At 56.8% G+C, this 18,085-nt stretch carries 17 protein-coding genes and 1 other RNA gene; 13 read left to right on the top strand and 5 right to left on the bottom strand.

Annotated elements, in window-relative coordinates; translation table 11 throughout:
* Nucleotides 1-142: 142 nt before the first annotated feature.
* From B9Z39_RS00560 to arsB, 3 genes are read left to right on the top strand one after another with little or no spacing between them, the layout of a single operon-like run.
* Nucleotides 143-466, top strand: coding sequence for a helix-turn-helix transcriptional regulator (locus tag B9Z39_RS00560; protein WP_108300374.1), 324 nt, complete (start codon nt 143-145; stop codon nt 464-466).
* Nucleotides 467-471: 5 nt separating this feature from the next.
* Nucleotides 472-996, top strand: coding sequence for an arsenate reductase ArsC (locus tag B9Z39_RS00555; protein WP_108300373.1), 525 nt, complete (start codon nt 472-474; stop codon nt 994-996).
* On the top strand, nt 989-2,050 hold the full coding sequence (gene arsB, locus B9Z39_RS00550; protein WP_108300372.1) for an ACR3 family arsenite efflux transporter: 1,062 nt from the start codon (nt 989-991) through the stop codon (nt 2,048-2,050). The genes B9Z39_RS00555 and arsB overlap by 8 nt, the downstream gene beginning before the upstream one ends.
* 16 nt (nt 2,051-2,066) lie before the next feature.
* Here arsB and B9Z39_RS00545 read toward each other — a convergent pair whose 3' ends face one another.
* The 5 genes from B9Z39_RS00545 to ompA all read right to left on the bottom strand — a co-directional run bounded on the left by B9Z39_RS00545 (nt 2,067) and on the right by ompA (nt 5,449).
* Nucleotides 2,067-2,600, bottom strand: coding sequence for a DUF2721 domain-containing protein (locus tag B9Z39_RS00545; protein ID WP_158269436.1), 534 nt, complete (start codon nt 2,598-2,600; stop codon nt 2,067-2,069).
* A gap of 372 nt (nt 2,601-2,972) precedes the next feature.
* Nucleotides 2,973-3,362, bottom strand: a transfer-messenger RNA (tmRNA) gene (gene ssrA / locus B9Z39_RS00540).
* Between the two features lie 18 nt (nt 3,363-3,380).
* Nucleotides 3,381-4,040 carry an HAD-IA family hydrolase gene (locus tag B9Z39_RS00535; protein ID WP_108300370.1) on the bottom strand — a complete coding sequence of 220 codons (660 nt, stop codon included), beginning with the start codon at nt 4,038-4,040 and terminating at the stop codon, nt 3,381-3,383.
* Nucleotides 4,040-4,756, bottom strand: coding sequence for a bifunctional 2-polyprenyl-6-hydroxyphenol methylase/3-demethylubiquinol 3-O-methyltransferase UbiG (ubiG, locus tag B9Z39_RS00530; protein WP_100146991.1), 717 nt, complete (start codon nt 4,754-4,756; stop codon nt 4,040-4,042). Before ubiG ends, B9Z39_RS00535 begins: the two co-directional genes overlap by 1 nt.
* Nucleotides 4,757-4,822: 66 nt before the next feature.
* Nucleotides 4,823-5,449, bottom strand: coding sequence for an outer membrane protein OmpA (ompA, locus tag B9Z39_RS00525; RefSeq protein WP_100146992.1), 627 nt, complete (start codon nt 5,447-5,449; stop codon nt 4,823-4,825).
* 225 nt (nt 5,450-5,674) lie between these two features.
* Between ompA and gyrA the strand changes: the two genes are divergently transcribed.
* From gyrA to rfaE1, 10 genes are all read left to right on the top strand, one after another.
* Entirely contained in the window at nt 5,675-8,353 is a 2,679-nt protein-coding gene (gene gyrA, locus B9Z39_RS00520; RefSeq protein WP_100146993.1) for a DNA gyrase subunit A, read from the top strand.
* Between the two features lie 10 nt (nt 8,354-8,363).
* Nucleotides 8,364-9,458: a 3-phosphoserine/phosphohydroxythreonine transaminase gene (serC, locus tag B9Z39_RS00515; RefSeq protein WP_108300369.1), complete on the top strand. Its 1,095-nt coding sequence runs from the start codon at nt 8,364-8,366 to the stop codon at nt 9,456-9,458.
* 15 nt (nt 9,459-9,473) lie between these two features.
* Entirely contained in the window at nt 9,474-10,574 is a 1,101-nt protein-coding gene (gene pheA, locus B9Z39_RS00510; RefSeq protein WP_108300368.1) for a prephenate dehydratase, read from the top strand.
* Entirely contained in the window at nt 10,571-11,476 is a 906-nt protein-coding gene (locus B9Z39_RS00505) for a prephenate dehydrogenase/arogenate dehydrogenase family protein (RefSeq protein ID WP_108300367.1), read from the top strand. Before pheA ends, B9Z39_RS00505 begins: the two co-directional genes overlap by 4 nt.
* A gap of 25 nt (nt 11,477-11,501) precedes the next feature.
* The gene (locus B9Z39_RS00500) at nt 11,502-13,517 is read left to right on the top strand and encodes a bifunctional 3-phosphoshikimate 1-carboxyvinyltransferase/cytidylate kinase (RefSeq protein ID WP_108300366.1); all 2,016 of its coding nucleotides are present in this window, start codon (nt 11,502-11,504) and stop codon (nt 13,515-13,517) included.
* Nucleotides 13,518-13,683: 166 nt separating this feature from the next.
* On the top strand, nt 13,684-15,366 hold the full coding sequence (gene rpsA, locus B9Z39_RS00495) for a 30S ribosomal protein S1 (protein WP_100146997.1): 1,683 nt from the start codon (nt 13,684-13,686) through the stop codon (nt 15,364-15,366).
* Nucleotides 15,366-15,683, top strand: a complete 318-nt coding sequence (locus B9Z39_RS00490) for an integration host factor subunit beta (RefSeq protein WP_100146998.1) — start codon at nt 15,366-15,368, stop codon at nt 15,681-15,683. The genes rpsA and B9Z39_RS00490 overlap by 1 nt, the downstream gene beginning before the upstream one ends.
* Before the next feature lie 43 nt (nt 15,684-15,726).
* The gene (locus B9Z39_RS00485) at nt 15,727-16,008 is read left to right on the top strand and encodes a lipopolysaccharide assembly LapA domain-containing protein (protein WP_108300365.1); all 282 of its coding nucleotides are present in this window, start codon (nt 15,727-15,729) and stop codon (nt 16,006-16,008) included.
* Nucleotides 15,998-17,149 carry a lipopolysaccharide assembly protein LapB gene (gene lapB, locus B9Z39_RS00480; RefSeq protein ID WP_100147000.1) on the top strand — a complete coding sequence of 384 codons (1,152 nt, stop codon included), beginning with the start codon at nt 15,998-16,000 and terminating at the stop codon, nt 17,147-17,149. The genes B9Z39_RS00485 and lapB overlap by 11 nt, the downstream gene beginning before the upstream one ends.
* Nucleotides 17,146-18,075, top strand: a complete 930-nt coding sequence (rfaE1, locus tag B9Z39_RS00475) for a D-glycero-beta-D-manno-heptose-7-phosphate kinase (RefSeq protein ID WP_100147001.1) — start codon at nt 17,146-17,148, stop codon at nt 18,073-18,075. The genes lapB and rfaE1 overlap by 4 nt, the downstream gene beginning before the upstream one ends.
* Nucleotides 18,076-18,085 lie beyond the last annotated feature (10 nt).

Below are 18,085 nucleotides of genomic sequence, written 5' to 3'. Positions count from 1 at the left end.
GCCTTGCACATTCGTAGAGCACAGCCCAATCAGCACCATCGCACGCGCCACTTTACCTGCAAGCACGCACAACAGTCAGCAGCAGCAGCCGATTGGGAACCTTTGTCACAATTTTTTCACATATTTCAATTAATATCGAAGTATGGAATCAAAAGCGGTGATCAAAGCATTGGGCGCCTTGGCTCAGCCTTCGCGTTTGCAAATTTTCAGGGCACTCGTTGTGGCAGGAGAGACAGGACTCACACCCAGCGCTCTGAGCGAGTCATTGCATGTCGCCGCGAACACTCTTTCTTTTCATCTGAAGGAACTCGCACATGCTGACTTGGTCACACAAGAGCGTGTAGGCCGCAATCTCATCTACCGTGCGCAATTTGACCGAATGAACCAAGTGCTCTCGTACCTGACGCAAAACTGTTGTGAAGGTCAAGCGTGTCTGACAACTGTTGCCACTGAATGCAAGTGCTAAAGAAAATGAACATCGATATCCAACCATTCAACGTGCTCTTTCTATGCACACACAACTCCGCACGGAGTATCTTGGCTGAGGCGATGCTGAATCACCTGGGACGAGGTCGGTTCAAAGCTTATTCAGCCGGCAGCAGTCCACGCGAAAACCAAAAACCCAACCCTATTGCCTTGGACACTTTGCGCATGGCTGGTGTTTCAATCGAAGGTTTATCTAGTAAAAGCTGGGATGTGTTCGCCAAGCCCGACGCTCCTCATATGGACTTGGTCATCACAGTCTGCGACAACGCAGCGGGAGAAGTATGCCCTTATTGGCCTGGGCAACCTGCCACAGCGCACTGGGGGTATGCAGATCCTTCCACAGTTGAGGGTGAAGACGAGAAGAAGCGTGAAGCCTTTATCCAAACGCTGCATCTCATTGGCAAACGCTTAGAAATTTTTGTGAACCTGCCAGCATCCAGTCTGACGCGTCTTGCCATCGAACAAACAGCACGTGATTTGACCCAATTGGATAAAGCATTCCATGAATAAGCAACCCGAAATAACCGCCAACATCGCGGCTCCAATGAGCGTATTCGAGCGTTACCTGACCGTTTGGGTCCTCCTGTGCATCGTCATTGGCATTGCCGTCGGTCAATGGCTTCCTGGCACATTTCAAATTATTGGTCGCATGGAGATTGCACATGTCAACCTGCCAGTCGGTTTGTTAATTTGGATCATGATCATTCCGATGTTGGTCAAAGTGGACTTCCATGCATTGGGGGAGGTGCGCCAACATATCAAAGGTATCGGAGTGACTTTGTTTGTCAATTGGATGGTCAAACCATTTTCAATGGCCTTGCTTGCTTGGTTGTTCATCCGTCATTGGTTTGCACCTTATTTGCCCTCAGATCAACTCGACAGCTATGTTGCTGGACTGATCTTGTTGGCTGCAGCACCTTGCACTGCGATGGTTTTTGTCTGGAGCAGACTGACAGCCGGTGACCCTTTGTTCACGCTGTCACAAGTCGCTTTGAACGACAGCATCATGATCATCGCGTTTGCACCGCTGGTGGGCCTACTCCTAGGCATCTCTGCAATAGCGGTGCCATGGGACACGCTCTTAACATCCGTTGTGCTTTACATCTTGATTCCGGTGGTATTGGCTCAGGTTTGGCGGCAATCATTGCTGACAAAAGGTCAGGCCGCTTTTGACGCCGCCATGGAGCGTATCGGTCCATGGTCTATCACAGCACTGCTTGCCACGCTGGTTTTACTCTTCGCGTTTCAAGGCGAAGCTATTTTGAGCCAACCTTTGGTCATTGGCTTGCTGGCGGTTCCTATCTTGATTCAAGTTTTTTTCAACTCGGGCTTGGCATATTGGCTCAATCGCACTGTGGGAGAAAAGCACAACATCGCTTGCCCATCAGCATTGATTGGCGCGTCCAATTTCTTTGAACTTGCCGTTGCTGCGGCAATCAGCTTGTTTGGTTTTCACTCGGGGGCAGCACTGGCAACTGTCGTCGGCGTATTGATCGAGGTACCCGCCATGCTGTTGGTTGTCTCTGTGGTGAACAATTCCAAAAAATGGTACGAATGCAAGTGATACCTATCAGCCCTGTTCAGTCGACTCGATCAATTTGTGACAACGGTTTAAAACTGATGGTGTGTGACGCATACAAGATCTCAACCAGGTACAAGACACATGAACTGACAAGCGCCAAAAAACTGCCAATGAAGGTGATCGCAACCCAGTTGGACAAGTGAAGCTTGCCGGGCTCAATACTGACTGAAAAAAACAACTCAATCACAGTCAAGGCAATCAGCACAGCGCTAAAAACCAAGAAGGCTGTTGCGATGTTGATGATTAATTTTCGATACTCTAATGACGCCAGTTCAAGGTGATATTGCTCAATGCGCCTTGAGACAACGCCTCGACTGTCCGTGGAATCGTCGATCAGATTCTGTACTTTTCTGGCTCGATCAATGACTCGACCAAGTCGGTTACCCAACACGTTGAGAATACCCCCGACTCCAGTCAATAGAAACACAGGTGCGGTTGCCAATCGAATCGCTTCAGAAATTACACTCATATCCATCAAATCTATCCAAGCTATCGTTTTAGGGCTTTTATTACTGGATGCTGTTTGTAACATGTAACTTGGTCGTGAAATGGTGCAAAGCATCACATCAGATGCCCAGCGATCCGAAGCGGCGATAACGGAAGAAAAGCTTTAGCTTTTGGAGACCTTCGGAAATTTCCTTTTTCTGCTCTTTGGCATTGGAATGTCAAATTGGCGTAAAAATAATGAACCACGTAAGCCAAGCCCAACCAAGCCTACAAACGCTACAAGAACAACAAATAGTTTAATTACTTCAGTCATAAGGCCATTAGAAATAAAACTTAAAGTTTAATTTTAATACCTGATTCAGAATATGTATATGTCAATCATCGAGTAACAATGATTGCACCTCATGATGAAAAAAGCCGCTAAATATTGCTATCTAGCGGCTTTCGTCTTTACGGATGGTGGAGCTGGCGGGATTTGAACCCGCGTCCATAAGTCTTTTTCGTACAGTTCTACATGTGTAGTCGTCTGATTTGAGTCTCATCAAATACATCGCGCAGCGACACGCTATGTACCCAACCAGCATCCTTAGATCTCACACAACACCAAGGTGCCCGGTGTCATGCCAGCCAATATGAGTTACCTTGCAGCTAGGACTTGTGAGGTTTTAACGCCCCCTTCACCCTAACCCAGCCTATCGGCCAACTGTTGCAAGGCTCACCGGATTAAGCGGCGAGTGCGAAACGTTCGTCGTTTGCAGTTAGTTTTTTTTCTGCTGTTTAACGAGGTAACAGAACCTCGACATGCCCTGCCACGCGTCCGAACTCATGTCGAAACCAGTGCAGCCCCAAGTTTTCTATTTTAGGCCTATGCAAGCAATTTCAAGAGCTTGACGGGTGAATCTATGTGTAAATCGGCCCCCCAGCTGACAATATTTGTCTTTTCTCCCAAATAACCGTAGCTCGCAGCCACCGTACGCATGCCTGCAGCACGCCCAGCCACGATGTCACGCTCATCGTCCCCCACATACAAACACAACTCAGGAGCCAGACCCAAACGACGCGCGGCTTCAAACATGGGTTCAGGATGCGGCTTGGCATGCGGCGTGGTGTCACCACTGACGATCGTGGATGCCGTCGCGAACAAAGGCATAGCTTGAGTCAAAGGATCGGTGAACCGAGCCATTTTGTTAGTGACCACACCCCACAGCAGGTCACGCTGGCGCAGTGACTCGATCACTTCTTGCACGCCATCGAAGACGTAGGTGCGCAGGGTCATCGCATGCTCATAGTTCACAAAGAACTCTTCGCGCATGACGTCGTAGTCTGCATCCTCTGGCGTGATGCCAAAAGCAACTTTGAGCATGCCACGCGCTCCTGCGCCTGCCATAGGACGGTACATCTCCTCCGGCAAAGAGGGTAAGCCTCGGTCGGTGCGCATTTTGTCTGCTGCATCGCCCAAGTCTGGCGCGCTGTCAATCAACGTGCCATCCAAGTCAAACAAAACGGCTCGAATATGGGTCAGCATCAAACAGCTTTCTGAGTAGCCACCAAATAGTTCACGCTGGTGTCAGCACTCAACCAGTAACGGCGGGTCAAAGGGTTGTATTCCATGCCACGGGTGTGATGCCACTCCAAATCAACCTCACGACAGGCATGCGCCAGTTCACTCGGGCGAATGAATTTTGCGTATTCATGTGTACCTCTAGGGAGCATGTTCAACACATATTCGGCCCCTACGATGGCAAACAAAAAAGACTTGGGATTGCGATTGAGCGTTGAGAAAAACACCCAACCACCGGGTTTGACCAATTGTGCGCAAGCACGAACAATGGACGAAGGATCGGGGACGTGCTCTAACATTTCCATGCATGTCACCACATCAAAACTGGCAGGTCGCTCAGCCGCCAAAGCCTCCACGCTCACCTCTCTGTATTGAACGTTAGGCGTTTGCACTTCCAACGCATGTAACTGAGCGACTTTGAGTGACTTGGTGGCTAAATCAATACCCATGACCTGAGCGCCCGAACGTGCCATGGCGTCACTCAAGATACCGCCACCGCAGCCCACATCCAGCACTTGTTGGCCTTTGAGCGGCGCAAGTCCGTTGATCCACTCCAAACGCAAAGGATTGATTTGGTGTAGCGGACGAAATTCACTTTCTGGATCCCACCAACGGTGGGCCAGATCTGAAAACTTGGCCAATTCGGCCGGGTCAACATTGACGTGTGATGAAGTTTGCATGGCTCGATTGTCCTTTATCCAATAAAAAACCCCGCCGAAGCGGGGTTCTCGCAAAGATCAAAAAGATCAGTTAGCACGGGTGCCAACGACTTCGATCTCAACGCGACGGTTCTTGGCGCGACCTTCTTTGGTCTTGTTGTCAGCCACTGGCTGTTTTTCGCCTTTGCCTTCGGTGTAGATGCGGTTTTTCTCGATGCCTTTAGACACCAAGTAAGCCTTCACAGACTCGGCACGACGCACCGACAGTTTTTGGTTGTAAGCATCGGTACCGATCGAATCGGTATGACCCACAGCAATGATCACTTCCAAATTGATGCCTTTGACTTTGCCAACCAAGTCATCCAACTTGGCTTTGCCAGCGGGCTTGAGCACCGACTTGTCGAAGTCAAAGAATGCATCAGCAGCGTAAGTCACTTTAGATGCAGCAGGAGCTTGGGGAGCTTGGGGAGCTGGAGCTGGTGCTGGAGCAGCAGCTTTAGGGGCCACAACAGCAGGTGCAGCAGGAACGATTGCGCCGTCGCAATCTTTGGCAGCCGTTGCTGGCGTCCAGTTGGCATCGCGCCAGCACAGGCCCGTGGAGTTTTTCCACACATCGCCTGACGAATTGCGCCAGTTGTCAACAGTTTGAGCAACAGCGGCAGTTGCCAATGCAGCAGTAGCAACAAAAGCTGCCAAGTTCTTCAAGTTTTTCATGATTCACCTCTGAGGGATTTAAAAGCCGCAGACCTTGCTGCGATTCCAGGCATTCAAGGTGCAAACACCATAACGCTGTAAATATTGTGCCATATCTCCTATGCGCCGCACCCAATTCAGAGAAGTCATGCTGACGTATGCGCGGGTCTGTTGCCAGTGAGCCACAACTGACCCAAAGGAGTTATCAGCCTAAAATGTCCGGTTTCCCGCTTTACGGCCGCTTTCATGACTCAGTTTGCCAAAGAAACATTGCCCATCAGCCTAGAAGAGGAGATGCGTCGCAGTTACCTAGATTACGCCATGAGTGTGATCGTGGGGCGCGCACTGCCCGACGCGCGTGACGGCTTGAAGCCGGTGCACCGTCGTGTGTTGTTTGCGATGCACGAGCTCAACAACGACTGGAACCGTCCTTATAAAAAGTCGGCACGTATCGTCGGTGACGTGATTGGTAAATATCACCCACACGGTGACAGTGCGGTTTACGACACCATCGTTCGCATGGCACAAGACTTCTCCTTGCGCCACATGCTGGTCGATGGCCAAGGTAACTTCGGCTCAGTCGATGGAGACAACGCTGCGGCCATGCGTTACACGGAAATCCGCTTGTCCAAAATTGCCCACGAAATGTTGGCAGACATTGACAAAGAAACCGTTGACTTCGGCCCCAACTATGACGGCTCAGAAAAAGAACCTTTGGTCTTACCCAGCCGCATCCCCAACCTGTTGGTCAACGGCTCGTCTGGCATCGCGGTGGGCATGGCCACCAACATTCCGCCGCACAACTTGAACGAAGTGGTCGACGCTTGTCTGCACATGTTGCGTCACCCGCAAGCCAGCATCGATGAGTTGATGGAAATCATCCCCGCGCCTGACTTCCCCACCGCCGGCATCATTTACGGCATGAGTGGCGTGCGAGACGGCTACCGCACCGGTCGTGGCCGTGTGGTCATGCGTGCGAAGTGCCACTTCGAAGACATTGATCGTGGCCAACGCCAATCGATCATCGTCGACGAGCTGCCCTACCAAGTGAACAAAAAGACCTTGCAAGAACGCATGGCCGAGTTGGTGCACGAAAAGAAAATCGAAGACATCAGTCACATCCAAGACGAGTCCGACAAATCGGGCATGCGCTTGGTGATCGAACTCAAGCGCGGCGCCGTGCCTGAGGTGGTGCTCAACAATCTGTACAAGCAAACACAGCTCCAAGACACCTTTGGCATCAACATGGTGGCCTTGATCGATGGCCAGCCCAAGTTGTGCAACCTGAAAGATCTGATCAGCGTCTTTTTGCAGCACCGCCGCGAAGTGGTCACACGCCGCACCATCTTTACCCTGCGCAAAGCACGCGAACGCGGCCATGTGCTGGAAGGTTTGGCGGTGGCTTTGGCCAACATCGACGAATTCATCGCCATCATCCGCAACGCCCCCACCCCACCGGTAGCCAAGGCCGAGCTGATGACCCGTCCTTGGGACAGCAAGCTGGTGCGCGAAATGCTCACCCGCAGCCGCGCCGATGGTGGTGTGATCAATGCCGACGACTACCGCCCTGATGGCTTGGAAAAAGAATTCGGCATGGGCAACGACGGCTTGTACCGCCTGAGTGACACCCAAGCTCAAGAAATTTTGCAGATGCGCCTGCAACGTTTGACCGGTTTGGAACAAGACAAGATCGTCAACGAATACAAAGACGTGATGGCCGAGATCGACGACTTGCTCGACATCTTGGCCAAGCCTGAGCGTGTGTCCACCATCATTGGCGACGAGCTCAATGTGGTGAAACAAGAGTTCGGACAAACCAAACTCGGCGCACGCCGCAGTGTGATCGAGCACAACGCCCAAGACCTGGGCACCGAAGATCTGATCACCCCCACCGACATGGTGGTCACACTCAGCCACAGCGGCTACATCAAGAGCCAGCCCTTGAGCGAATACCGCGCACAAAAGCGCGGGGGCCGAGGCAAGCAAGCCACCGCCACCAAAGAAGACGACTGGATCGACCAACTCTTCATCGCCAACACGCACGACTACATCTTGTGTTTCTCAAACCGTGGTCGCCTGTACTGGCTCAAGGTCTGGGAAGTGCCCGCAGGCTCACGTGGCTCGCGCGGACGCCCCATCGTCAACATGTTCCCTCTGCAAGAGGGCGAAAAAATCAACGTCGTCTTGGCACTCACAGGAGAAGCTCGCACCTTCCCTGAAAATCAGTTCGTGTTCATGGCCACCTCCATGGGCACCGTCAAAAAGACCTCGCTCGACGAGTTCAACAACCCACGCAAGGGCGGCATCATTGCCGTGAACTTGGACGATGGTGACTTCCTGGTGGGCGCTGCCCTGACCGACGGCAAACACGATGTGATGTTGTTCAGCGATGGCGGCAAGGCCGTGCGCTTTGACGAGAACGATGTGCGCCCCTTGGGTCGCAGCGCCCGTGGCGTGCGCGGCATGATGATCGAAGACGGCCAAAGCGTGATCGCGATGCTGGTGTCTGAACAAGAAGACCCCAACGCGCCCGCCGATGCGGTACGCGCCAGTGTGCTGACCGCCACCGAGAACGGCTACGGCAAACGCACCAGCATCACCGAGTACACGCGTCATGGACGTGGCACCAAAGGCATGATTGCCATCCAGCAATCAGAGCGCAACGGCAAAGTGGTGGCTGCCACACTGGTCCAAGCCGACGACGAAATCATGCTCATCACCGACACCGGCGTGTTGGTGCGCACGCGCGTGTCTGAAATCCGCGAACTCGGTCGTGCCACCCAAGGCGTGACCTTGATCGGTTTGGATGCTGGCGCCAAGCTCAGCGGCTTGCAACGCATCGTTGAAAACGATGCCAACGCGAACGACAGCGAAGGCACCGAAGACGGCCAAGCAGGCGACACCAGCACGCCCAACGAAGCTTGAGGCACACGGCATGAGCACGCGCTCCTATAACTTTTCTGCTGGCCCAGCGGCCATGCCGCTGGAGGTGCTGCAACAAGCCGCCTCAGAAATGACCGACTGGCACGGCAGTGGCATGGGCGTGATGGAAATGAGCCATCGCGGCAAAGAATTCATTGCTATTTACGAACAAGCCGAAGCCGACTTGCGTGAGCTGCTGGCCATTCCGGTCAACTTCAAGGTCTTGTTCATGCAAGGCGGGGGCATTGCTGAAAATGCCATCGTGCCCCTCAACCTGTCACGCGGTGAACAGGTTGACTTGGTGGTCACCGGCAGCTGGAGCGAGAAGTCATTCAAAGAAGCAGCCAAGTACTGCACGCCGCATTTGGCAGCATCTGGTGCCGACAGCCACTTCACCACCCTGCCTGCACCGGCTCAGTGGCAACTCAGCGCGAATGCACGCTATGTCCATGTGTGCACCAACGAAACCATTCATGGGGTGGAGTTCCATACCTTGCCCGACCTGCAAGCCTTGGGCTCCAACGCACCACTGGTGATTGACTTTTCATCCCACGTGCTGTCGCGCTCGGTCGATTGGTCCAAAGTGGGCCTGGCCTTTGGCGGCGCCCAAAAGAACATTGGCCCTGCCGGTGTGACATTGGTGGTGGTGCGTGAAGACTTGTTGGGCCACGCGCTCAAGGTGTGTCCTAGCGCGTTCAACTACAAAACTGTGGCCGACAACGGCTCGATGTACAACACCCCGCCGACCTACAGCATCTACATGGCGGGTTTGACCTTTCAATGGCTCAAACGCCAAGGCGGCGTGGCGGCAATGGAACAACGCAACATCGCCAAAGCCCAACTGCTGTACGACTTTTTGGACAGCTCCAGCTTCTACAGCAACCACGTGGCCGCTGACTGCCGCTCACGCATGAACGTGCCCTTCTTCTTGGCCGACGCCGCGCGCAACGACGCTTTCTTGGCAGGCGCCAAAGCGGCTGGACTGCTCCAGCTCAAAGGCCACAAGTCGGTGGGCGGCATGCGCGCGAGCATCTACAACGCCATGCCCATCGAAGGCGTACAAGCCTTGGTGGACTACATGCGTGCGTTTGAACAAACTCAGGCTTGACGCCTTTTGAGCACCATGAGCCAAACACCTATTCAGTCTGACGCCTTGGGCGAGCTGCGCGTGCAAATCGACGCGCTGGACAAACAACTGCTGAGCCTGCTCAACCAACGCGCCCATGTGGCCGAGCAAGTTGGTGAAATCAAACGCGCCGAAGGTTCACCGTTCTTTCGTCCAGACCGCGTAGCTCAAGTGATCGACAAAATCACCCAAGCCAACCCAGGCCCGCTGAAGAACCAACATGTCGCGGCGATCTGGCGCGAAATCATGTCGGCGTGTCTGGCCCTTGAAGCCCCGCAACGCGTGGCCGTGTTGGGCCCACAAGGCACCTTCTGCGAGCAAGCCGCCATTGAGTTCTTTGGCAGCGCCGCCAACCTGATTTACTGCGCCAACTTTGACGAGGTGTTCCACGCCACAGCGGCGGGCACCGCCCAATACGGTGTAGTCGGGATGGAAAACTCCACCGAAGGTGTGGTGGCACGCTCGCTCGATTTGTTCTTGCGTTCCCCCGTGCATGTGGTGGGCGAAGTCAGCCTCTTGGTGCGTCATAACCTGTTGCGTCAAATCAATTCTCTCGACGGCATTGAGGTGGTCATGGCACACCCTCAAGCCCTGGCGCAGTGCCAGGTCTGGCTGAGCCAACACCTGCCCAACGCCGAACGACGTGCAGTCTCCAGCAATGCCGAAGGCGCACGGCTGGCCGCGACCAACCCCGCCTGGGCGGGCTTGGCCAGTGAACGTGCCGCGGGTCAGTTTGGCCTGCACATCGTGCACCACGCCATCCAAGACGAGGCCTACAACCGCACCCGCTTTGCCATCATCACCCTGCCGCAAACCTTGGCCACGCCTCCAGCGTCAGGGAAAGACTGCACCAGCTTGGTGGTGTCGGTGCCCAACCGCCCAGGTGCCGTGCACGACCTGTTGGTGCCACTCAAAAACAACGGCGTGTCCATGACGCGCTTTGAGTCGCGCCCGGCCAAATCGGGCCAGTGGGAGTACTACTTCTACATCGACATCCAAGGCCATATCTCTCAAACCCATGTGGCCGCCGCCTTGCAAGAATTGCAAGGCCTGTGCGCCTTCTACAAAGTTTTGGGCTCTTACCCCGTCAGCGAATGAGTTCGCCGACATTTCAACGCCTGGCACTCATCGGCTGCGGCTTGATGGGCGGCTCCTTTGCCCTGGCCTTGCGTGAAGCAGGTATGGTCCAGACCATCGCAGGCTTTAGCTCGTCGGACGCCACCCGCCAGCGTGCGGTAGCGCTCAAGGTCATCGACCAAGCCTGCACCAGCGTGGCCCAAGCCGTGCAAGGCGCCGACCTGGTGTTGCTGGCTGTGCCCGTAGGAGCCATGCAGACCAGCTTTGAAGCCATGCGTGATGCACTGGCCCCCAACGCCTTGCTGATGGACGTGGGCTCCACCAAATGCGACGTGATCGCCGCAGCTCAAGCAGGCTTGGGCGAACGCCTGGCTTGCTTTGTCCCCGCCCATCCGATTGCAGGCAAAGAAGTCGCGGGCATTGAGCACGCCGAAGCGGCCCTGTACCAAAACCACCGCACCATCCTCACGCCGCTGCCCAAGACGGGCTTAGCGCGCTTGCAAGCCGCACACGACGTCTGGGCCGCCATTGGCAGCCACGTCAGCACCATGACACCCGAGGCCCACGACGCCACCTTTGCCGCCGTCAGCCATTTGCCCCACATGTTGGCCTTTGCAGCGGTGAATGCCCTCACCTCGCAGCCTCAGGGGGCAGCGTTCTTGGACATGGCGGGCCCAGGTTTTCGAGATTTTTCACGCATCGCAGCCAGCGATGCGGCCGTATGGCGCGACATTCTGAGCGCCAACCGTGCAGAAGTGCTCACCCAAGCAGCGCACTTTCGCGCCGCACTCGACCAGTTCGAAGCTGCGCTGAAAAGTGGCAACACACACGCTTTGCAACAACTCATCCAACAAGCCAGCGAGGTACGCGCTGGCTGGCAACTGCAAGCCCACACCTCGTGCAACACGACCTCTGACGCCTAAGCTTCAGGTCTTACTTTTTTCCGTCATGTTCTCCACGGCCTTTCTCGACTTGCCACCCTTGCAGGGTGCCTCCGGCACCGTGACCTTGCCGGGCTCCAAAAGCATCTCCAACCGCGTGCTCTTGCTCTCGGCCCTGTGCCAAGGCACCACCGTGGTCCAGGACCTGCTCGACTCGGACGACACCCGCGTCATGCTCGACGCACTGCGGCAACTCCAATGTGGCGTCGACGTGCAAGGCAGCACCGTCACCATCACCGGCTTAGGTGGTCAACTGGCACACCACGAACCCGTCGCGTTCTTCATGGGCAATGCAGGCACCGCCATGCGTCCACTCACCGCCGCCTTGGCCGTGCTGGGGGGCGACTTCTCGCTCTCCGGCGTGGCACGCATGCACGAGCGCCCCATTGGCGACTTGGTTGATGCGCTGCGCTTGCTCGGGTGCCAGATTGACTACCTGGGCCAAGAAGGTTTTCCTCCGCTGCACATTGGGCAACCCACACTGCAACTCGATGCGCCCATCCAAGTGCGCGGCGATGTGTCCAGCCAGTTCTTGACCGCTTTGTTGATGGCCCTGCCCTTGGCGGCGCAACACAAACCCATCGTCATCGAGGTGGTGGGCGAGCTGATCAGCAAGCCCTACATCGACATCACGCTCAACTTGTTGACACGCTACGGCATCGCCGTTGAGCGCGAAGGCTGGCAACGCTTCACCATTCCTGCGGGCAGTCGCTACCAGTCGCCGGGCAGCATCCACGTCGAGGCCGATGCGTCGTCGGCCAGTTACTTCATCGCACTCGGCGCCATCGCCAGCGGCGAAGGCATTCGCATCCAAGGCGTGGGGGCCGACTCGATTCAGGGCGACATCCGCTTCATCGAAGCCGCCACCCAGATGGGCGCGCACATCACCAGCGGCCCCAACTGGCTGCAGGTACAGCGCGGGGCTTGGCCGCTGCACGGGATAGCGCTCGACTGCAACCACATTCCCGATGCCGCCATGACCCTGGCCGTCATGGCGCTCTTCGCCGACAGCCCCACCACCCTGCGCAACATCGCCAGCTGGCGTGTCAAAGAAACCGACCGCATTGCCGCCATGGCCACCGAATGCCGCAAACTCGGCGCCACGGTGGAAGAAGGGGATGACTGGCTGCGCATCCACCCGCTGCCCAACGGCCCATCCGCCAACACATCGGCACAGGGGCACTGGCAGCGCGCCAGCATCCACACCTACGACGACCACCGGGTGGCCATGTGCTTCTCGCTCGCCGCCTTCAATGCCAAGCAACTGCCCGTGCGCATCGAAGACCCCAAGTGCGTCGCCAAAACTTTTCCCGACTACTTTGAAACCCTGTTCTCGGTGGCGCACGCCAACACCACGCACATCCCCGTGATTTGCATTGACGGCCCCACCGCCTCAGGCAAAGGCACGCTGGCCAGCCGCGTGGCACACGCCTTGGGCTACCACTACCTCGACTCGGGCGCCCTCTACCGCGTCACCGCCTACGCAGCGCTGCAAGCAGGCTTGGTGCTCGACACAGCCCACGAGCCGGCCATTGCCGACTTGGCCCGCAGCCTGCCGGTGCGCTTTGAAGGCGACACCGTCTGGCTCGGCGACCAGGATGTGAGCGAGGCCATTCGCACCGAAGAAGCGGGCATGAATGCCTCCAAGGTGTCCGTCTTACCCACCGTGCGTACCGCCTTGGTAGCCCTGCAACACAGCTTTCAGCGCCTGCCTGGGCTGCTCGCCGACGGTCGCGACATGGGCACCGTGATCTTCCCGCAAGCCCCGTTGAAGGTGTTTTTGACTGCCAGTGCCGCACAGCGTGCCGAGCGCCGTCATAAGCAATTGATTTCAAAGGGTTTTTCGACTACACTTGACAGTCTTCGTGCCGATTTGGAGGCTCGTGACGCCCGCGATTCATCGCGCAGCGTGGCGCCCTTGAAACCAGCACAAGATGCTTTGCAACTCGACAACTCCGCGTTGTCCATCGAGGCTTCGGTGGATCAGGTGTTGACGTGGTGGAAAGCCAAGCAGCCTTTCTAGGCTGCACCCTGGCCCACTCGGCTCCTCTCGCGCGGCACATGCGCACTGGCTTGAGTGGATCGACAACTTAACCCGTGGCTCACGCCACAACCCACCGCTAACCGCAGGCCCATGTGGCGCAGCAATGGTGCTGCCCTCTTTCCCGTGGTTAGACACAAGGAACTACATGTCTGAATCTTTTGCCGCCCTGTTTGAAGAATCCCTGAAGCGCTCCGAAATGCGCACAGGTGAAGTGATCACTGCTGAAGTGGTCCGCATCGAGCACAACCACGTGGTTGTGAACGCTGGCCTCAAGTCTGAAGCCTACGTGCCAATCGAAGAATTCAAAAACGACAAGGGCGAACTCGAAGTCCAAGCTGGCGACTTCGTGTCTGTGGCCATTGGTAGCGTTGAAAACGGCTACGGCGACACCATCCTCAGCCGCGACACCGCCAAGCGTTTGGCATCGTGGATGAGCTTGGAAAAAGCACTGGAATCTGGCGAATTTGTCACTGGTACCACCAGCGGCAAAGTCAAGGGCGGCCTGACCGTGTTGGTCAACGGCATCCGCGCCTTCTTGCCAGGCTCACTGATCGACACCCGTCCGATCAAAGACTTGTCTCCCTACGAGAACAAGACCATGGAATTCAAGGTCATCAAGCTCGACCGCAAGCGCAACAACGTCGTGCTGTCACGCCGCGCTGTGGTGGAAGCTTCGATGGGCGAAGAGCGCGCCAAGCTGATGGAAACCCTCAAAGAAGGCTCCATCGTGCACGGTGTGGTCAAGAACATCACCGAATACGGTGCGTTTGTGGACTTGGGCGGCATCGACGGCCTGTTGCACATCACCGACATGGCATGGCGTCGTGTCCGTCACCCCTCTGAAGTGGTCACGGCCGGTCAAGAAATCACTGCCAAGATCCTCAAGTTCGACACCGAGAAAAACCGCGTGTCTTTGGGCTTGAAGCAAATGGGCGACGATCCTTGGATGGGCGTCAACCGCCGCTACCCACAAAGCACCCGTTTGTTCGGCAAGATCACCAACATCGCCGACTACGGTGCGTTTGTGGAACTCGAACCCGGCATCGAAGGCTTGGTCCACGTGTCTGAAATGGACTGGACCAACAAGAACGTGGCACCTTCCAAGATCGTGTCTTTGGGTGACGAAGTCGAAGTCATGGTCCTCGAGATCGACGAAGACAAGCGCCGCATCAGCTTGGGAATGAAGCAGTGCAAAGCCAACCCTTGGCAAGAGTTCGCGCTCAACACCAAGCGTGGCGACCGCGTCAAAGGCCCGATCAAGTCGATCACCGACTTCGGCGTGTTCGTGGGCTTGGCTGCCGGCATCGACGGCTTGGTGCACCTGTCTGACCTGTCTTGGAACGAAACCGGCGAAAACGCCGTGCGCGAATACAAGAAGGGTCAAGAAGTCGAGGCCTTGGTCTTGGCTGTGGACGTGGACCGCGAGCGCATCAGCTTGGGCATCAAACAACTCGACTCTGACCCCTTCACCACCTTTGTGTCGGTCAACGACAAAGGCCAAACCGTCACAGGCAAGGTCAAGACCGTGGATGCCAAGGGCGCTGAAATCGACCTGGGCGAAGACATCATCGGCTACTTGCGCGTCAGCGAAATTTCGCGTGACCGCGTGGAAGACGCGCGCAGCGTGCTCAAAGAAGGCGACGAAGTCACAGCCGTGGTGGTGAACGTGGATCGCAAGACCCGCAACATCCAGTTGTCGATCAAAGCCAAAGACGCTGTGGACCAACAAGAAGCCATGGCTTCCTTGTCGCAACAGTCGGCCCGTGAGAACGCTGGCACCACCAGCTTGGGCGCTTTGTTGCGTGCCAAGCTTGACAACAACAACTGATGACCCGTTCCGACTTGGTCGAAGAACTGGCCGCTCGGTTTGGCCAGCTCACGCACCGCGACGCCGAATTCGCAGTCAAGACTTTGCTTGACGCGATGAGCGACGCCCTGGTGCGCGGGCACCGCATCGAGCTGCGCGGCTTTGGCAGCTTTTCCATCAACCGTCGCCCTCCTCGCATGGGACGCAACCCGCGTTCTGGCGAGAGTGTGGCGATTCCGGAAAAGCGCGTCCCTCACTTCAAGCCGGGCAAAGCCCTGCGCGAAGCGGTGGACGCTCGCACGCAAGAACTGCTGGCCAAGTCAGAACTCAAAAGTTAACCAGAGGCGGGGCTAAAATTCTCCTCGTCACAGAGGAGTCGCCTTGAAAAACCTCATGTGGCTGCTTCAGTTAACACTGAAAGCAGCCATTTTTTTTACCCTGTTCGCTTTTGCACTCAACAACCAGCACGACGCCGTGGTCCATTTCTTTTTTGGCACGACGTGGCAAGCACCCTTGGTGCTGGTGGTCCTGAGTGCTTTTGTCGTGGGCGTGGCCGTAGGCGTGCTCGGCATGGTGCCCCGCTGGTGGCGTCATCGTCGTTTGGCCAAGCAAGCGCCAGCCAGCGCCAACACCACACAGACAGACCCCACCCATGGAATTTGATTTCACCTGGATTTTCATTGGCCTGCCCATTGCCTTTGGTTTGGGTTGGTTGGCCTCACGCATGGACTTGCGCCAGCTGCGACTGGAAAACCGACAAACCCCCAAGGCCTATTTCAAGGGCTTGAACCACTTGCTCAACGAGCAGCAAGACCAGGCCATCGATGCCTTCATCGAAGCCGTTCAGCACGACCCCGACACCTCGGAGCTGCACTTTGCACTGGGCAACTTGTTTCGTCGCCGCGGCGAATACGAACGTGCGGTGCGAGTACACCAGCATCTGCTGTCGCGCGGCGACCTGAGCCAAAACGACCGTGACCGTGCCCAACACGCACTTGCCCTCGACTACCTCAAGGCCGGTTTGTTAGACCGCGCCGAAGACGCGCTGCACAAACTCGAAGGCACGGTGCATGCCCCCCAAGCCCACCTGGCGCTGCTGAGCATTTATGAGCGCTCACGCGACTGGGCCAAAGCCTCGGTCATCGCCCAAAAACTCAGCGACAGCGGACAAGGCAGCTTCCAAGGACGCTTGGCCCACTACCTGTGCGAGCAAGCAGCCAGCCTGGACCTGGCACAGCATGGCGACGACGTGCTGGCCTTGCTCGAGCGCGCCATCGCCGTGGCCCCCCAATCAGCACGCGCACGCATGGCCCTGGCCCAAGCCTTGGCCGATAGCCAGCGCCCGCAAGACGCCTACGCCACCCTCGAAGCCTTGGCCCAACACGTGCCCTCAGCTTGGCCTTTGTTGGCGCCTAAGCTCGCCGCCTTGGCACACACCTTGGGTTGCATCGACCAGGCGCTGGCCCTGCTCGAAGCCAGCTATGCCCAAACTGCCTCGCTCGATGTGCTCAACGCCATCGTGAGCCTGCGTGCCGCACAAGGCGATGCCCACACCAACGCCCGTTACGCCCAACACCTGGAACGTGAGCCCTCATTGGTAGCCGCGACGCAATGGATTGCGCACGAGAAGTTCGAACATGACCAATTTCACCCGCAGGTACAACGTGCCTTGGAGCGTGCGGCCAAGCCGCTGCAACGCTACCGCTGCGCCGCCTGTGGTTTTGAAGCCAGCCAACATTTTTGGCAATGCCCCGGCTGCCAAGCCTGGGACAGCTACCCCGCTAGGCGGGTGGAGGAACTATGACCGTGAGCCGTGAACAACTCACCCAAGCCCAGGTGCTGGTGGTGGGCGACGTGATGCTAGACCGCTATTGGTATGGCGCGGTGGAGCGCATCAGCCCTGAAGCCCCGGTGCCCGTGGTGCGCGTCACACGCGAAGAAAACCGCCTGGGCGGTTGCGCCAACGTGGCTTACAACGTGGTCAGCCTGGGCGCGCATGCCAGCTTGCTGTCGGTGGTGGGCGACGATGACGCCAGCCACTTGCTGGAAGATCTGGTGGCCAAGACTGGCATTGCCCCTCATCTCGGGCGCGACGCCCAACTCCAAACCACCGTCAAGCTGCGCATCATTGGTCGCCAGCAACAGTTGCTGCGGGTGGACTTTGAAAACACACCACAGACCGAAGTACTGGCATCACAGTCGGCTCTGTTTGCCAAGCTGCTACCCGCGCATGCCGTGGTGTTGTTCTCTGATTACGGCAAAGGCGGCTTGGCCCACGTGAGCCAGATGATTGCCGCCGCCCGCGCAGCAGGCAAAACCGTGTTGATTGACCCCAAAGGCAGCGACTACTCGCGCTACGCCGGGGCCAGCTGCATCACCCCCAACCGCGCAGAACTGCAACAAGTCATTGGCGAATGGACCAGCGAAGACGACTTGCGCCACAAAGCCCACGCACTGCGAGAGGAGTTGCAACTCGACGCCTTGCTTCTGACCCGCAGCGAAGAAGGCATGACCTTGTTTGACGCCCAAGGCGAGCTGCATGTGTCGGCACAAGCACGCGAAGTGTTTGACGTCACCGGTGCAGGAGATACGGTGATTGCCACGCTCGCTGCCCTGGTGGCCAGCGGCCTGAACTTGCGCGAGGCCATGCCCCTGGCCAACCGCGCCGGTGGCATTGTGGTGGGCAAGTTTGGCACCGCCACGGTCAGCTTTGAGGAATTGTTCGCGTGAATTTTTTGAC

Origin of the sequence: Limnohabitans sp. JirII-29, assembly GCF_003063395.1 — a bacterium.
GTDB lineage: Bacteria > Pseudomonadota > Gammaproteobacteria > Burkholderiales > Burkholderiaceae_C > Limnohabitans.
Note: the sequence above shows the minus strand (reverse complement) of the source record. Positions and strands in the feature narration are given on the sequence as shown.

What these genes read in the sequence shown, in the direction of transcription:
- B9Z39_RS00560 (WP_108300374.1), top strand. Translation starts at nt 143, where the DNA reads ATGGAATCAAAAGCGGTGATCAAAGCATTGGGCGCCTTGGCTCAGCCT.
- B9Z39_RS00555 (WP_108300373.1), top strand. Translation starts at nt 472, where the DNA reads ATGAACATCGATATCCAACCATTCAACGTGCTCTTTCTATGCACACAC.
- arsB (WP_108300372.1), top strand. Translation starts at nt 989, where the DNA reads ATGAATAAGCAACCCGAAATAACCGCCAACATCGCGGCTCCAATGAGC.
- B9Z39_RS00545 (WP_158269436.1), bottom strand. Translation starts at nt 2,600, where the DNA reads ATGTTACAAACAGCATCCAGTAATAAAAGCCCTAAAACGATAGCTTGG.
- B9Z39_RS00535 (WP_108300370.1), bottom strand. Translation starts at nt 4,040, where the DNA reads ATGCTGACCCATATTCGAGCCGTTTTGTTTGACTTGGATGGCACGTTG.
- ubiG (WP_100146991.1), bottom strand. Translation starts at nt 4,756, where the DNA reads ATGCAAACTTCATCACACGTCAATGTTGACCCGGCCGAATTGGCCAAG.
- ompA (WP_100146992.1), bottom strand. Translation starts at nt 5,449, where the DNA reads ATGAAAAACTTGAAGAACTTGGCAGCTTTTGTTGCTACTGCTGCATTG.
- gyrA (WP_100146993.1), top strand. Translation starts at nt 5,675, where the DNA reads ATGACTCAGTTTGCCAAAGAAACATTGCCCATCAGCCTAGAAGAGGAG.
- serC (WP_108300369.1), top strand. Translation starts at nt 8,364, where the DNA reads ATGAGCACGCGCTCCTATAACTTTTCTGCTGGCCCAGCGGCCATGCCG.
- pheA (WP_108300368.1), top strand. Translation starts at nt 9,474, where the DNA reads ATGAGCCAAACACCTATTCAGTCTGACGCCTTGGGCGAGCTGCGCGTG.
- B9Z39_RS00505 (WP_108300367.1), top strand. Translation starts at nt 10,571, where the DNA reads ATGAGTTCGCCGACATTTCAACGCCTGGCACTCATCGGCTGCGGCTTG.
- B9Z39_RS00500 (WP_108300366.1), top strand. Translation starts at nt 11,502, where the DNA reads ATGTTCTCCACGGCCTTTCTCGACTTGCCACCCTTGCAGGGTGCCTCC.
- rpsA (WP_100146997.1), top strand. Translation starts at nt 13,684, where the DNA reads ATGTCTGAATCTTTTGCCGCCCTGTTTGAAGAATCCCTGAAGCGCTCC.
- B9Z39_RS00490 (WP_100146998.1), top strand. Translation starts at nt 15,366, where the DNA reads ATGACCCGTTCCGACTTGGTCGAAGAACTGGCCGCTCGGTTTGGCCAG.
- lapB (WP_100147000.1), top strand. Translation starts at nt 15,998, where the DNA reads ATGGAATTTGATTTCACCTGGATTTTCATTGGCCTGCCCATTGCCTTT.
- rfaE1 (WP_100147001.1), top strand. Translation starts at nt 17,146, where the DNA reads ATGACCGTGAGCCGTGAACAACTCACCCAAGCCCAGGTGCTGGTGGTG.